The sequence below is a fragment of the Melghirimyces thermohalophilus genome, assembly GCF_900102685.1.
Taxonomy (GTDB): domain Bacteria; phylum Bacillota; class Bacilli; order Thermoactinomycetales; family DSM-45169; genus Melghirimyces; species Melghirimyces thermohalophilus.
Genome location: NZ_FMZA01000006.1, coordinates 105873 through 121436, shown reverse-complemented (window position 1 = coordinate 121436; position 15564 = coordinate 105873). Strand labels below are relative to the sequence as shown.

Here is a 15564-nt window from a genome sequence, read left to right as displayed (position 1 = left end):
CGGACCATGGTGAATGGTACCATAAAGGAGGAACGAGCCATGAGAGACTTTGTGAAAAAAGGGTTTACCGCTGGACTCGGATTGGCCGTGATCAGTAAAGAGCGTGCGGAAAAAACGATGAAGGATCTGGTGAAACGGGGAGAGATCAGCCCCCAAGCCTCCCGGGAACTCCTGGACAAACTGATCACCCGTGGGGAACAGGAATCAGAACAACTGGATCGACAGCTGCGGGAACGGATGAAAAAAATTCTGAACGAAATGGAGGTCGCCACGCAGGAAGACCTGGAACAGCTGGAGCAACATATTCGGATACTGGAACACCGCCTCGACAAGTTATCTCCACTCGTTCGTTCCTCGGATGAGAGGGAGACCCGCGGCGACTAATTAAAATTGGATACGTGAGGCGATGACCTGTTAAACGATATCACCTTGCTGCTAAGGAGTGCGAGAGATGCTCAGGAATAAAATGCGGAACCTCAATCGATACCGGGAAATCGTCTACACCTTCGCCCGGCATGGGTTCGGTTTTCTCCTGGACGAGATGGGACTGTTCTCCAAACTGTCCATCCCTAAAAGACCCGCCGCATCAGAACCTGTCAACCAAGACCCCGTTTCGGTGGGTAAGCACGTCCGGGAAGCGCTGGAAGAACTTGGCCCGGCCTTCGTGAAGCTGGGCCAGGTGGCTAGCACCCGATCCGATCTTTTGCCCAGCCATGTGATCGCCCAATTGGAAAAGCTGCACGATGAGGTTCGCCCTCTACCCTTTGAAGAGGTTCAAAAGGTACTGGAGCAGGAGTTGGGAGACTACACCCAGTTCTTTTCCACCTTCGACGAAGAAGCGATCGCTGCCGCATCCATCGGCCAAGTCCATCGTGCTGTACTGCACAGCGGAGAAGCCGTCGCCGTTAAAATTCAACGGCCTGGGATCGCCGGCCTGGTCCAACGGGATCTGGCGATTCTACGGGAGTTGGCTTCCATTGCCGAACAGCGACTGGAATGGGGAGAGCATTATCAGATCGGAAAAATGGTGGAGGAGCTGAGTAAAGCCGTCCGGCAGGAGTTGGACTTTACTGCGGAAGCCCGCCACATGGAAAAGATTCGTAACCAGTTCAGAGAAGAGGATCCAGTGGTGGTTCCTCAGGTGGACTGGGAGCTGACCACCCACCGCATTCTAACCATGGAATATGTGCACGGCATCCGGCTCAGCTCCCCAGAGGGGTTGGAGGAAGCCGGTTTAGATCGAAAAGTTCTTTCCGAACGGTTGGTGCAGGCCATCTTCCGCCAGATCCTGTTGGAAGGTTTTTTTCACGGGGATCCCCATCCGGGCAACCTGTTCGCCCTTCCGGGAAACCGCATTGCCTTTATCGATTTCGGTATGGTCGGTCGCCTCAGCCCGGAGATGAAACGCCACTTTTCGTCAATGGTGATCGCCATGATGCACCGCAACACCGAAGGCGCGGTTCGCGCCATGCTGCGGATGGGCATCGTGCCTGATGACATCGACCGGGAACAATTTTGGCTCGACGTGGACGAATTAGGCGATAAATACTACGACATCACTCTCTCCGACATCAGTATCGGGGAAGCGGTGAAGGATTTGTTTGATCTAGCTTATCGCTACCGGATCCAGATCCCTGCCGACTTGACCCTGTTGGGAAAAACCATCCTCTCCCTGGAAGGCCTTGTGAAGAGGCTAGACCCGGAAATCAATATCACCCGGATCACCCGCCCCTTTGGTGAACAGCTAATCAAACAACGGTTCCATCCCCGGCGAATCACTCAGGAAACCTGGAAACATGCCTTCGATTTCGGTGAAAGCTTGCTGGAACTTCCCAAGCACTTGCGCCAGCTAGCGGAAAACATGAAAAAAGGGCGGGTACAGGTAGACGTAGGCGTTCCCCGGCTCAATCTCTTCCTGCAAAAACTAGACCAAATCGTCAACCGGCTGTCCTACAGTATCGTTCTCCTCTCATTCAGTATCATCATGTGTGGACTAATCATCGGTTCCTCACTGACCCGGCAACAAACCCTGCTGTGGAAAGTACCCGCCATCGAAATCGGCTTTGTGATCGCTGTATTTATGCTGATGTGGCTGATCTATTCCATCTACAAATCGGGCCGGTTGTAGGTCCCTTTTAAAAAAAGAGTTTCGCCACCGAGGCCGAAACTCTTTTTCGATGTTCAGATAATAAATAGAATGATCCCCAAGACGGCGCACAGAAAACCGGCGAACCAAAAGGTAGCCACTACCCGCCATTCCGACCAACCTTTCAGTTCAAAATGATGGTGAAGCGGGCTCATACGAAAGATCCGCTTCCCCCGAAATTTGAAAGCGATCACCTGGATCATGACCGACAAGGTTTCGACGACAAACACCCCGCCGACAATCAAGAGGAGCAGCTCCGTTTTGGTAACCACCGCCAGTGCCGCCAGCCCGCCTCCCAAAGCGAGGGAGCCGGTATCCCCCATAAACACCTTGGCCGGATTGGCGTTAAACACCAGAAAGGCGAGAAGAGTACCGGAGACACAGGTGGAAAAGATGACCACGCCCACGTTGTTTTGAACCATGCCGATGATGGCGTAAGCCCCATAAGCAATCGCCGCGGTCCCTGCCACCAGCCCGTCCAGTCCATCTGTCAGGTTGACTGCATTGGAGGCGGCGATCATGATCAGCACCAACAAAGGAAAATACAACCAATTTAATTCCAAGGAGAGGTCGGTACCAGGAATCCCGATGCTGGAGATCGCCTCCTGGCTGCCCCTTACCACCCGAACCTGCCACAGGATCCAGAACAGCACCACTCCGATAAACACCTGTCCCAACAGCTTCTGTCCGGCAGTCAAGCCTAGATTTCGGCGCATGACAGCCTTGATGTAATCATCCATAAAGCCCAGGATGCCGTATCCCAGCATGGCAAACAGCAGAAAAAATAGATCGGACAAGCCGGCGTGAACGGCGTTCCCAATAGGGATCGACGTCAGCACCAGGGCCATCATAAAAATGACTCCGCCCATCGTAGGCGTACCGGCCTTTTTTTGATGTCCTTGAGGCCCTTCCGCCCGGATCGCTTGCCCAAACTTCAGCCGGCGCAGAATCGGGATCACCAGGGGGCCCAGTATCAACCCCAGTCCGAAGGAAACCGCCAGAGGAATCAATATAATCGAATCCAACATCACCCATTCGCTCCTTTTACCATCCACAGGTTTCTCGGTGCGGGAGCCCCTATGTTATGACGAGAATCAATACATGACCCAATGTATCAAACCCGCCAGCCGATGAACACCGGACCTTTTATCTAATTTAGTCGGAAGGGGGAAGTATCGGGATGATGAGTTCAGCTGGAAGGTCTTCTGCGAAAGGAATAGATCCTACTGAACTTCTATTTTTTCTATTGCTTCTTAACCCGCTCATCAATACACTCGTGTTTATCGATGGAGGTGATCACCCCATCATCGAATTGATCCAACTCTGATCCTTCCTCAACAAAAGCATATATGGAGTCCATAAATTATTGACGGGTATTCCCCAGTATGAATCATACCATTTATTGAACCTCATCCTTCGCAAACAACAAAGACTGATATTCTTCCGCTGGATACAATTTGTAAGTTTCCATTTAAAACCACCCCCTTTAGTGGAGAAAGCGTTTTATTTTAAATCCACAAAAACGTTTCCATATAAAAACCCGCCATTTGGCGGGTTTTCGCTATATCTACCATTCACTCATTCCGCGGCGCCATAGATCTCCCGGATGCGGGCGTCATCCACTTGGTCGGGGGGGCCGTCAAAAACAACCCGGCCGGAGCGGATGCCGACGATGCGGGTGGCCACCTGTTTGGCAAGGCGGACGTCGTGAAGGTTGAGCAGCGTGGTCATCCGCTCCTGCTGGTGGATCTCTTTCAAGAGCTTCAGGATCACATCGGCGGTGACCGGATCGAGGCTGGCCACCGGCTCGTCTCCCAACAGCAGCTTTGGCCGCTGCATCAGCACCCGGGCGATGGCCACTCGCTGTTGCTGTCCGCCGCTCAGGCCGTCGGCCCGTTGTTCCGCCAGGTGATCGATCCCCACCCGAGCCAGGGCTTGCCGGGCCTGTTCCCGTACCTCCGCCGGAAAAGAACCGATCAGCACGCGCCACAAGGGGAGGTCGTGAAACCGGCCCACCATAACGTTGGTCTGCACATCGAGGCGGTCGATCAGGTGGAACTGCTGAAAGATCATGCCCATTTCCGAGCGGAGGTCCAACAACTCCCGATGGCGCGCTGCGGTGACGCTGCGTCCGTTCCAGCGTACCTCCCCGGAAGAGGGTGAAACCAAGCCGTTGGCGCATCGGATCAGCGTCGATTTTCCGGCCCCGCTCCGCCCCAACACCACCACAAACTCCCCTTCTGCCACGTCCAGGGAAACCTGCGACAGAGCGAGGGGAGCACCATGGGCGTATCGTTTGCTGACATCAACAAATTGCAGCATCTCAGATCACCTTTGCCCGGAAGTAAGAACCCATATAATCCAAAAACCAGATCAGGACCATGATCAACAGCACATCCACCGCCATCGCAGCATACTCAAAGGTTTTAAAGTGGAGATACAACACATCCCCGATCCCTCCGGCCCCGATCGCCCCGAACAAGAGGGAGGAACGGACCCCGACTTCAAAACGGTAAAAAGAATGGGAGAGGATGTTGGGAAAGATCTGGGGCACGATCCCGTAAAGAGCAACCAAAACACCCCGGGCTCCAGTAGAGGCGACCGCTTCCTGGGGGCCTGGTTCCGCCGCCTCCACCAGTTCGGACAACAGTTTGCCCAATACGGCCCCATTATGCAAAAAGAGGGCCATGATCACCGTCAACGGCTCCAGCCCAAAGGTGGGAACGAAGATCAAAGCCAGCACTAATTCCGGAACCGAGCGAAGAAAGGTGAGAAAAGAGCGCACACCATTGTACACCGTGGGATGGGGAGAGGTGTTTCTGGCGGCAAGAAAAGCTAGCGGAAAAGAGACCACCAATCCTGCCAAAGTACCCAGGAAGGCGATCTCCACGGTGATCAGGGTTTCCTCCAGAGAATGACCCAGCATGGAAAAATCGAGGGGCCACATCTGAGCCAAAAAATCGGCGGAATTAGATAATTCCCCGATCTCTCCGAAGTTCAGCTCTGCATCCTGCACACTGAAAATAACGGCAACCAGCACCAACAGCAACGTCAGAAGCACTTTTCTACGCACGGCCATCATCACTCACCCGTGCTGCCTACCTCAAGGCGCCCCGCTTCCTTCGCCGCCTTTCGGATCGTTTCATAGTCGCTGTTTTCCGCTTTGGTAAAGGCGCTGGCACCGAAGACATTTAAAATCTCCGGATCTTTAATCGAGAGAAAGGTTTTTCGCAGCTGGTCGACGGTCTGTTGATCCACCTCTTTTTGAACCGCCCAGGGATACTGGAATAGCTTTTCCGATTTCCAGATGATCCGGATGCGATCTTTATCGATTTTTCCGCTCTCTGCCAATTGGTCGTAAATGGCACTGTCGATGGCCCCGGCATCGTATTTTTTGTTCTGGATCGACAGGGCGGTCACATCATGGGATCCGGTAAAGGTGAGCTCCTGAAATTGATGCTTTTGGTTGCTTTGAAACACCCCGCGCTCTTTCAGTGCGATACTGGGTATCAAGGAGCCGGATGTGGAGTTGGGATCGCCAAAGGCAAACCGCACGTTTTCACTGTTCTTCACCAGTTCCTCCATCGAGTCCAGCTCAGAATCCTCCGGAACGATGATATACGAGTGGTAGTAGGGTTTGCCGTCGATCAACTGCGTGACGATGGCGTTCACCCCCGTGGCATTCCGGGCCTGGACGAAGGTGAGCGGACCGAGGAAGGCCATATCCATCTTCTTATATTTTAAAGCTTCCACCACGGCCTGATAATCGGAATGGATCTTGATCTCCACCGGCCGGTTGATTCCGTCAGAAAGCTTTTTCTCCAGCTTGTCCATCGCCTGTTTCATGTCGCCTTTATTCTGAGCAGGAACCACCCCCACTTGAAATGGCTCTTCTTCCTCGCCGTTGCCACACCCAGCTATAGAGACGATCAACGTCAGTGCGCTTAACAAGAGAATCAGGCGCCTCATCTTCATTGCGTTCACTCCCTTCCATCTTACTCCTATCATAAAAGCGATGGTATTTTACCCGAACTCTTCCACTTCCATGCTGATCCACGGGACTTTGTGCCAAATATCTGCTGCAGGAAAGGGCGGAGGCCATTCCTTGACCCCGGCATCATACGTGGCATCTAGGGAAGATACTGGGCGAACCAATTAAGAATCTCCTGATCCCGTCTATCCGGGTGGGAGTACAGATAGTGGCTGCCCCCGGGGATTAACACGAGACGATGTTCATAACCCAGTCGCGTCAACTGCTCGGCCAACCGTTGCGATTGCTCCGGCGATACCGTCCGGTCTCCCAACCCGTGCATGAGGAGAAGGGGAACCTTCAGCTTTTCCGGCCATTCCACTGCGGAACGTTTTATGTACTCCTCCTCATCCAGCAGTGGATCTCCGACCCACCGGTTCAGCGGGTTTTGAAAGGCGTCCCCACTATGTTTGTACAGGTCCGTTAAATCCGTGACGCCGCCTACTACCGCAGCTGCCCGTATATCCGCTCCCTCCCGGATGGCCATATAAGTCATCATCCCGCCTCGAGAGAACCCGAGCATCACCTTTTGGTCTCCAGCCGCATAAGGCAAGCTCTCCACCAGCGTAATCAAATTGATCACGTCCTGGACATCTTTTCCGGCAATATCCCGCGTGCCGGCGCTGCTTCCGTAACCTCTGTACTGGGAGGCTGCCACCACATATCCCCGGGAAGAGAGCTTGACGATATGTTTCAGTGTTTTCTCCCCGATCTGACTGCTGTCTACGATCCCGCCGCGATTATAGATAATCACTGGAAGCGGCTGTTTCACCTTCCTTGGTTTCGCCAGAAATCCCGCCACTTCTACGCCTTCACTCATATAGCGGATCTGGAACAACTCCACCTTTTTCCGGAATGCTGCATCTGTAGAAATCTGTCGTTTATCGATGATTTTGCCGTCAGTACTTTGAAAGGGATCCTTCGGTTTGCTCTCCCCGGCAGCCGTTTCCCCTACCTGGGGATGGCCCAGCTTATCGGCATCCGCCTCGGAATCATGATCTATAAAGACATAAGCGGAGAGAGCGGCCAGGAACATAAAAAAGACGAGACCTATCCATAAGCGTTTCAACTCACGTTCCCCCGCTTTTCGTTTAGGAAAGAGACGACCGAACCTCCGGCCGCTACATTTTGTCCAAGCACTTATGATAATCCATGTTAAATTGATAGCCCTGAAAATACAACCGAACCAAGGGATTAGTCAATTGGGTTTATTTCCCCTATCCATTATACCGGTTTTTCTCCTGATTCGATTTTTTTCTTTCCATTCCGACTTCTTATACGTTAATCTGATATTACATCCCTTATATCATACAAAAACCTATCATGGAACTTATGAACGTGTTATGATGGAATGTTAGATTTTCGTGGTTCATCGGGTGGACCCTAAGGAGGAGGGAGGATGCGAAGGCCTGTTAGACGGAGGGCAGCCACGATGGTCCTCTTTGTGCTGATTCTGTTAACCGGTTGCGTCCATGGGGATTACCACATATCCGTCAACCCGGACGGATCGGGCCTTTACCGTTTGAAGGTCCTGACCCAACCGCTGTTACTGAGGGAATTGGACCCGCTTCGGGCTCAGATCAAAAAGAGCGGTTATCAGATCCGAAAAACAGAAGAGGGCGATCAGATCGGGTGGATCGCTGAAAAACAAGTGGACAACGTGGTCGAGGAACCCCCCGGTGAAGATTTAAAAAAGGCGTTGACCCCTGCCGGGAAATCGGCGGGACTCATCCCCCTTCCGGAAGAACGCACCACCGGTCCTGTTCAAGTCAACAAAAGTTGGTTTTTTTACCGGATCACTCTCGACACCGAGGCTGACCTCACTCAGTTGAAGGCAGATAACCCTTTGGAACAGGTCTGGGTGGACGAGTTGGATCTCAACTTAAAATTGAGCCTTCCAATAAAAACGGACCAACACAATGCCGATCGCCTTTCTCAGAATGGGAAAACCTTGGGTTGGCATTTAAAACCAGGTACTACCAATCCGATTTATGTTGAGATTGAATTTCCCAATCCCGTCGGATGGGGAATCACCGGAACGGGGATTTTGGTGATGGCCTTGCTTTTATGGCGATACCGCCGTTCCCGTGCGAAAGGATCGTAACAAAGACTTGAAACAGAAAGAGGGGGTTTCACCGTTTGCTTATTCCGGAGTGGGGTATGAGCCCTGATATCAAATATATTATCATCCGACCCTACAAAGATATAAACAGGGATCAACGGATGAAAAAAACCAAGTCAAGTAATGTACTGGATACAAAAGCGGGGTATGGCTTATCGAATCCAGATTGGAACACGTCAGAAAGAAGAAACGCCGAAAATGGTGGTTTCGGGTTTTGATTTTATTTTCTGTGGGAATTATCGGTGCCTCCAGCTATTTTATTTATCAGGTCTGGGGCGCTATGGACTCATCCTACGATCCTCTCAACCGCCAAGGATCGGATAAACGGCAGGAACAAGTGACCATGAAGGACCCCTTCACCATCATGTTCGTAGGAACCGATGTGCGCAGTGCGGATGATACGAATTGGCGCTCCGACGTGCTTATCATCGCCGCCGTCAATCCCCACGACAAGTCGATCAAGATGGTGAGTATCCCTCGGGATACCAAAGTATTAATTTCCAACAGCAACGGGGTTCGAACCAAGATCAATTCGGCTCCTTACTACGGGAAACAAGCCGAAGTCGGACCGATGACAAACACGATCACCACTGTAGAGGACTTTTTAAATATACCGATCGATTATTACGTGAAAGTCAATTTTAATGGCTTTATTGAAGTGGTAGACGCTGTCGGCGGTGTCGATGTCAATATTCCTTTCGATTTTACGATGCGTCTCTTCAACAAAATGGAACATTACGAAAAGGGGCCGGCTCATCTGGACGGCAGACGGGCTCTTGGCTACGTTCGGATGCGAAAATCTGACCCCCGGGGGGACCTCGGCCGCAATATGCGGCAGCGTGAAGTGATCCAGAGCTTGATGGACCAAATCGTCAGCATCAATTCTGTCACCAGAATCGACGATATCTTAAAATCCGTCGGCAACAATGTGACGCACAATATGAAGATGAAACAGTTTATCGCTCTTCAGGAGCTATACCGCAACATCCCCAAAGATCAAATCGAAACCATCAAGCTTAACGGGGAAAACAGCAACAATAATGTGCAAGGGATCTGGTATTATATCGTTACCGACCAGGAACGCCTGCGAGTCAGCAATGTGATCCGCCAGCAGTTGGATCTCCCCACCCAAACCCTGGACGGCCAGCCCTATGATCCACCTCCCTCTTCGGATTCCGAGACCGAAGGTTCCGATGGTGTTCCCTCCCAAGAGAACCAAGCGCCGAATGGCACAACCGGCAATCCGGAGACGACTCCATAAGAACGTAAAACCTCCCAACCCGGGAGGTTTTTTCATTGATCCCCCTCGTCACTCTCCATTTTTCTGGCAAATTGGAGCATAATCCACCTTATTCGGTTAAATTACTCTATTGACAACTGTATAAAACGCGTTATCTTTAGGTTAGGGAGTATAACTCCTTCTAACGTTGGTCCTATGGTCAACAACCTGCTGAAGGAGGGGTTGCGGATGCGTAGGAAGAAACCACTGCCTGTAACAGAAGAACTTCCGGTACCCGCGGGGATCATTCCCTTTTTCCTGCTGAAGCGTAAGAAAAAAACGGCCCGTTCCAACAACGAAGCCGTCACACAGAAAAAGATTCACTGACCAGAAACGTCTCGACACCTCAAGCCCCGCCTGCTGCAGGCGGGGCTTGTCATATCTGTCATTCTCTTTCCGATACAAAACGAGACTGTTTCCGTTGATCCATCCAGTCGAACAAACTGGTCAAAAAATACATTCCAACAGAAACGGCGAGCACCACCGAGACGAGAATAGACGGATGCATCTCAAATATCAGCCAGTTAAAAAATTGTGGAATGGATAAGATCACCGATCCGTACAGCCACAACGTTTTTGCTTCATACATGGAATGACCTCCTTTCCAGCCGATCATCCCTCTTTCGGGGGGATCAAAACTGGGTGATACAAAACCGTTCCGGTACTCCCCCGGAACGCAACCTGGTAAGAAGCCTCTGGCGGCGCCGGTCCGACGACTCGCCACGGCCTCGATTCCCCCTCTCCATGAATCGACAACTGAAAGGATCGACCCGGCAGGTACTCCACTTCAACACGGTACTTTCGGTCGGGATCAACGCGGTAAGGGGAGCTTTGAGATACGACTTGATGCTGATGTTCCGTATACTGGATCACCAACACCTGCCCCTCGTTGTCAATTCGAACCTCGTAAAAATCCTTCCGGTTTTCCGCCTGAAAGGAGATGGAAAAGGGTTGTCGATCGGCCAGGGTGAATTCCGTCTGGAGGCGAGATGCTCCTTGTTGAAGTGCCGGCAGCTGATAGGTGGGTTGAGATGTGGAAAATTCCACCTTGGATGCCGGCAACACTTTGTCGCGGTCCATATTCCGGAGAACCTCCGCCGATGCAGTGGGACGAAATTTCCCTTCTTCGCCTATCCAGTGCTGGATATAGGCGGCAGCATACCCGATCCCTCCCCCGGCTAAAAAGAGAAGAAGAGAGGAAACCGTCCAGCGGATCGCCCGTCTTCGAAGGGAGGTTTCTTTTTTTTTTTTGCGGGAAAACGCCCTTTGATCCAACAGCTGATTCACTTGTTGCAAAATCTCAGAGCGGCTTTTTTCCGGATCGAAACACTCCAATGCCAGTTGTTGATATTCCGGTGGAAGCTTTTTATTTTTTTTAAGCCGTTGCTTTCGCTCTACCCGGTTGCCCGGTGCTGAACCGGTCCACACATAAAACAGCAGTTCCCGCCATTTTTCATCGGGTTGATTCTCTTCTTCATCCATCAACCAGTAGAAAAGTATGTAGGGTTCATCTGCTATACAGATATTCCGTGGATCCAAGGTCGTGGTCAACGGGAGGGAGAGTTGCTCCAAAGCTTCCATCGTTTGCAACAATTTTTGAAATAACTTGAGTCCTTCTTCCGGCTTCATCGGATCCTTTCGGCTGACAACAAGGGGAAGCGGGTCCCCTGAGAAAGGCGGATGGATCAATGTAATCCGGTTTCCCTGCACCATCACATCGACTACCGGCGGAACATGGGGGAGTCTCATATTCAACAGAAGTTCTTGCGTATACGGTGGCAACGGCCGTGTGGAGACCAGCTCCTGCATGTACACTTCTTTGCCATCCACTGTCTTGGCCTGCACCAGTTGGTGGGAGATAAAAGTCAGGACATCTTCCACTTGAAACCGTTCATAACGCATAGATTTCCCTTTCCATCTTCTCGTTTGCTGCTACTTACCGGTTCAAGCACATCGGAGAATAAAACAGATAAAGAAAGGCCCCTATTAGAGGATTGTAATGGTGATAACGATGGTCATCAGGACACAGGTTGCACCCAACGTCCGGAGGTGGACTCGATTAGCTTGTCGTTTGATCTGAGCCCGTTCCTGTTTGTCTTCAATCTGTTCTGTCTCGGACATGAAGGGGAGACTTCGGTCATCGACAGAGCGCAAACCTCGGGCAGCCAGGAAGACACAGGTCTTTTCCCGAGCTTGAAAAAAGCCGAGGAAGCCCAGCCAGATGGGCACGGCCAAAGTCAGATTGGTCCAAAAACCCCAGTCAGCGGAAGCCGAGGCGATCAGTGTAAAAGCCACCATCACAAAGTTGATCCCAGTCGCCCAGTAACGCCAGCGGCGACCCTTCGGTCCGATATTGGGTAAACAGAGTCGATCCATCTCCAGATCCCTCCTTTTTCTCCCGAACTGGACGAACGAAAAATAAGTGCCTTTTCTTATATTATTCTATTCAACATCAGGCACACAGACAATGGGATTGTATAAAATAATCCGATATGAAAGTCAAAAGATGTCTATCCGGTAGACGAGAATCCGCCAAGCCAGGAATAGATCCCCCCGCCCTTTATGGGGGGATTAGTTATTCATATTTGGAAAGAAAGGAATTTTGCGATGCATCCCTCCTGTGTTTAAGCATCATCTGCTTCGAAATCCCAATGGACCTTGAACAGACATCAAGCGGCGAGTTTGCCTAACATATTTTTGACGGCCCTTTCTGGCTGCAGGTGATGGTGGGATCCTTGCTACTTTCTGCTGAAAACGCTGGAAGCCCCGGCCTGTCTTCTGCCGAACCCCTTCTCCAGCAAACCTCTGGTCAAAAAAAACCCGGCCATGAGCCGGGTTGTTCCTCCCTATTTCCGTCCAAACTCCACTCGAAGGGGATCGTGATCGGAGACGCGGAGGGCGGTGCTATCATCCTGTTCATCGGAGACGGGGAAGTCGGGATTCATCTTGGCGGAATCGACTTCCACCGTACGCGGACTCAAATCAGAGCTGACCAGAAGGTGATCGAGGAACTGCGTTTTTCCGCTGTAGATATAACTAAAGGCGCGGGGATCGGGAATTTGATCGACCAAATTGGTCAGCTTCGCCTGGGATTCCAACATTTGAACCGCCTGCTCATCCGGGAAAGCATTGAGATCGCCCAATACGACGATGCTATGGCCCTCGTCTGCTTCTCGGTTGGCCACATCGGCCACAAACTCCGCCTGGGCATTGCGACAAGAATCAGGTCCGCCTTTCGACTTGAAATGATTATTGATCAAAGAAATCGACCGACCTTCGCTGTCCTCTACACGCAGGACGAGGGGTGGGCGGCTGAAGAGAAGGTCGGTATCCAAGGGACCGCAATCCTCTACCTTGGTGGTTGCCGACTCCCCCACCTGTTCCACCGAACGCACCTTGATACCTTCTTTTACCAGATAAGCCACATCGATACCGCGCCCATCATTCCCTTCCATCAGATACGGGGTGTAACGGGGGCCTCCATCAGCCGACACCCGGTCCGCCAGTGCCTCCAACACCTCTTTTTTCTCCACTTCCTGCACAGCCAAAAGATCAGGGGAGCCCAAGTGCCTGCGAATTGCGATGGACAATTTCGCCGTTTTCTTTTTAAACGCTTCCTCAGAGACCCGAGAATCCGGATCTCCCGGAGAGATTTCCGAGCCAACCCCAAAATAGTTTTCCACGTTGAACGTCGTGATCGTCAGGTTTCCGTCGTCGGCTGGGAGACGGTTTTCCGTGTTCCCGGTATCAGCGACATCGGCGGATCCCTGATTCCACTGGAGGGCATAAGCACCGTATGCATAATCCAATGGCCCCGTCAGGTTCCCGGATACCCTATCGAAGGTGGATGCCCCTGTCACCCGTTTTTCCAGTTTATCATCCAATTTGAGGAGTGGCGTGGTGGTGTCCTCTCGATGAACACGCGTGGTCCGGGTTCCCGGTACGACAAAAGTTTCGCCGTGTTGATTGCTGCCCGCCACTACCGTCGCTTCCTTCAGCGTCACCCGCATCCCTTCCAGAGTTTCCAGATCATCATAAGCGACCGAAGCGGTTAATTCCACCGGATCCGGAAGGCTGCCGGAACCGATGGTATCAGGCGCACTGCGGCTGGATAACTCCGTCAACCCGTAGTACTCTTTGACTGTCCCCTGCTGTTTCACCACTTGGCCTGGTGCCACATCCGCCGATGGGTGATAGACAAAGATGCCTTCTGAAGTGGACGCATCTTTGTCTCCCGTCGTATCCTGCATCCAGTATCCCTGATCCGATATGGCGATCACAGTCCCACAGGTGGTCACCGACTCTCCCTCTATGGGAGAGGATGTGCCCGCTCCCTGAATTTGATAAATTTCATGGCTTACCTCCTGCTGAACACCGGAACAATCGGCCTTCTTGGCACTGGCGGATACCGGAGGAACGCAGGCGATCAGCAAACCGGTGATCAAGAAGAGCACCCATACACGTCGTTCCATCAAAACGCCCCTTTCAACTTTTCTCCCTTCCCATTTTATGGACCGAAAATGAAGCGTAGGACGAATGAACGGTTAAGTTTTTTAATCGACAAAAAAAAAAGCACCCCTCAGGGTGCCTAACGAGGATCAATCGCCTGGTGATGGACTACAGAGCGTATTAATCGTCAGTACAGTTTCTCCTGCTCTTTGTCGCTTTTCTCTAGCACTTCATCCTGTATTTTGTCGGCGTTGTACAACACTTTATCCTGCAAATGGTCCACCACGTCAAAATTCCACTCTTGGATCACATCGATCCGATAGCGAAAATTTTTATTTACCTTTTCATGAAGAAAATCAAATTCAAATCCTCGCTCGTTTTCCAGATAATCGGTCATCTTCTCATATCGTCTCAATTCTCGCTGGGTGATATCGTAGACTTCATTTGATTTCTTCTGCAGCTGATCGTATTTTTTACTGCTCAAATCGCTTGCTTTGTCATAGTGCTCATTGGCCCAATCAGCCCAAGCATCATAGAGTCGGCTTCTCTCCTCAGCAAAATATTGATCCAGGGAAGCGCCGTCATCCACAGAGGAGTACTCGCCTCCACCCGCTTCCGCCACCGCTTCCAACGCCTTTTGTCCTTCATTGTCCAGATCGAAGCCGATGATATTGACGACCGCTTTCATGTCCGATTCATGCAATGCTTGAGCCGCTTTAACCGGATCGCCACCACAGGTCTCTTTTCCATCACTCACCACATAGACGATGTTTTCCGCCTCTGTTTGGGAGGAGAGCCGGTCCTCTGTTTTTTCCATAGCGGCTGCGAGTGGCGTCCAACCGGTGGGTTTAAATTGATCCAAAGCCTGGTTAAATTTCTTTTCATGATAGGATCCAAGGGAGTAAACCTCTTCGATTCCCTTACATGATTTCGCCTGATCCTTTTTGTTGTTGGATCCTTTGTGGCCGTAAACGGTCAGGGAGACATCAGACCCCTCAGGCATCTGGCTGGCGAAGTCCTTCACCGCTTTTTTGGCCAGCTTCATCTTGACACCGCCATCCACCTTGCCAGCCATAGAGCCGCTGGCATCCAGCAGGATAGCAATATTCACCTTCTTTTGTCCGGGTAACTCCTTCAACCGCAACTCCCCATTCGGGCCTCGCTCCACCTCAATGGTGGAGGGATCGAAATTTTGGTAATACCGGATCACCGGCCGATAATCTTCAGCAGCCAGTTCGTACATGCGGTTTAATACTTCCTTCGCCGAGGCGTCCTTCGGAATATCATTCAATTCTTGTTTCACCTTTTGCCAATCATACCTATCCCCGGCGTACTTCCCTGCCGGCGGCAGCGGAATATGTTGAAGTTCCTCCGGGATTTTTACCTTCGGCTTTTTCTTTTCTTTCTTTTCGGCGGCCGATTGGTTCGAATCAGAAGCAAACCCATCAAGCAAGGTACTGCAGCCAGTTGAAAACACCAACATCAAAACGATCAGTACTGACAAGAGGGCACGGGTTCTCATAGACCAACCTCCTTTT

At 51.5% G+C, this 15564-nt stretch carries 16 protein-coding genes; 6 read left to right on the top strand and 10 right to left on the bottom strand.

Annotated elements, in window-relative coordinates; translation table 11 throughout:
- The first annotated feature begins 39 nt into the window (after nt 1-39).
- Together BLP91_RS05955 and BLP91_RS05950 are read left to right on the top strand one after the other, a co-directional pair.
- Nucleotides 40-384, top strand: a complete 345-nt coding sequence (locus BLP91_RS05955) for a phasin family protein (RefSeq protein ID WP_091567660.1) — start codon at nt 40-42, stop codon at nt 382-384.
- A 67-nt stretch (nt 385-451) separates the two neighbouring features.
- Nucleotides 452-2128, top strand: coding sequence for an ABC1 kinase family protein (locus tag BLP91_RS05950; protein WP_091567658.1), 1677 nt, complete (start codon nt 452-454; stop codon nt 2126-2128).
- A gap of 53 nt (nt 2129-2181) precedes the next feature.
- On the opposite strand, the gene mraY is transcribed toward BLP91_RS05950, so the two are convergent.
- The 5 genes from mraY to BLP91_RS05925 form a co-directional block, all read right to left on the bottom strand.
- Nucleotides 2182-3174 carry a phospho-N-acetylmuramoyl-pentapeptide-transferase gene (gene mraY, locus BLP91_RS05945; RefSeq protein WP_091567656.1) on the bottom strand — a complete coding sequence of 331 codons (993 nt, stop codon included), beginning with the start codon at nt 3172-3174 and terminating at the stop codon, nt 2182-2184.
- A 550-nt stretch (nt 3175-3724) separates the two neighbouring features.
- The gene (gene phnC / locus BLP91_RS05940; protein ID WP_091567653.1) at nt 3725-4468 is read right to left on the bottom strand and encodes a phosphonate ABC transporter ATP-binding protein; all 744 of its coding nucleotides are present in this window, start codon (nt 4466-4468) and stop codon (nt 3725-3727) included.
- A gap of 1 nt (nt 4469) precedes the next feature.
- Nucleotides 4470-5225 carry a phosphonate ABC transporter, permease protein PhnE gene (gene phnE, locus BLP91_RS05935; RefSeq protein ID WP_091567650.1) on the bottom strand — a complete coding sequence of 252 codons (756 nt, stop codon included), beginning with the start codon at nt 5223-5225 and terminating at the stop codon, nt 4470-4472.
- Between the two features lie 2 nt (nt 5226-5227).
- Nucleotides 5228-6115, bottom strand: coding sequence for a phosphate/phosphite/phosphonate ABC transporter substrate-binding protein (gene phnD / locus BLP91_RS05930; RefSeq protein WP_091567843.1), 888 nt, complete (start codon nt 6113-6115; stop codon nt 5228-5230).
- Between the two features lie 161 nt (nt 6116-6276).
- Nucleotides 6277-7245, bottom strand: a complete 969-nt coding sequence (locus tag BLP91_RS05925) for an alpha/beta hydrolase family protein (RefSeq protein WP_091567648.1) — start codon at nt 7243-7245, stop codon at nt 6277-6279.
- A gap of 330 nt (nt 7246-7575) precedes the next feature.
- On the opposite strand from BLP91_RS05925, the gene BLP91_RS05920 reads away from it, so the two are divergent.
- From BLP91_RS05920 to BLP91_RS16675, 4 genes are all read left to right on the top strand, one after another.
- Complete coding sequence (locus tag BLP91_RS05920) at nt 7576-8280, top strand: DUF3153 domain-containing protein (protein ID WP_091567646.1); 705 nt, start codon at nt 7576-7578, stop codon at nt 8278-8280.
- Between the two features lie 35 nt (nt 8281-8315).
- Complete coding sequence (locus tag BLP91_RS16680; protein WP_176757838.1) at nt 8316-8516, top strand: hypothetical protein; 201 nt, start codon at nt 8316-8318, stop codon at nt 8514-8516.
- Nucleotides 8513-9559 (top strand): LCP family protein, encoded by a 1047-nt coding sequence (locus tag BLP91_RS05915; protein ID WP_245662151.1) that lies wholly within the window; start codon nt 8513-8515, stop codon nt 9557-9559. The genes BLP91_RS16680 and BLP91_RS05915 overlap by 4 nt, the downstream gene beginning before the upstream one ends.
- 207 nt (nt 9560-9766) lie before the next feature.
- On the top strand, nt 9767-9904 hold the full coding sequence (locus BLP91_RS16675; protein WP_176757854.1) for a hypothetical protein: 138 nt from the start codon (nt 9767-9769) through the stop codon (nt 9902-9904).
- Nucleotides 9905-9962: 58 nt separating this feature from the next.
- On the opposite strand, the gene BLP91_RS05910 is transcribed toward BLP91_RS16675, so the two are convergent.
- The 5 genes from BLP91_RS05910 to BLP91_RS05890 all read right to left on the bottom strand — a co-directional run bounded on the left by BLP91_RS05910 (nt 9963) and on the right by BLP91_RS05890 (nt 15548).
- The gene (locus tag BLP91_RS05910; protein WP_091567641.1) at nt 9963-10166 is read right to left on the bottom strand and encodes a hypothetical protein; all 204 of its coding nucleotides are present in this window, start codon (nt 10164-10166) and stop codon (nt 9963-9965) included.
- 23 nt (nt 10167-10189) lie between these two features.
- Complete coding sequence (locus BLP91_RS05905) at nt 10190-11479, bottom strand: hypothetical protein (protein ID WP_091567638.1); 1290 nt, start codon at nt 11477-11479, stop codon at nt 10190-10192.
- An 84-nt stretch (nt 11480-11563) separates the two neighbouring features.
- A complete protein-coding gene (locus BLP91_RS05900; RefSeq protein ID WP_091567636.1) occupies nt 11564-11953 on the bottom strand; it encodes a hypothetical protein in 390 nt (129 codons plus the stop codon).
- A 470-nt stretch (nt 11954-12423) separates the two neighbouring features.
- Nucleotides 12424-14049, bottom strand: a complete 1626-nt coding sequence (locus BLP91_RS05895; RefSeq protein ID WP_091567633.1) for an endonuclease/exonuclease/phosphatase family protein — start codon at nt 14047-14049, stop codon at nt 12424-12426.
- Between the two features lie 164 nt (nt 14050-14213).
- Nucleotides 14214-15548, bottom strand: a complete 1335-nt coding sequence (locus BLP91_RS05890; protein WP_091567630.1) for a VWA domain-containing protein — start codon at nt 15546-15548, stop codon at nt 14214-14216.
- Nucleotides 15549-15564 lie beyond the last annotated feature (16 nt).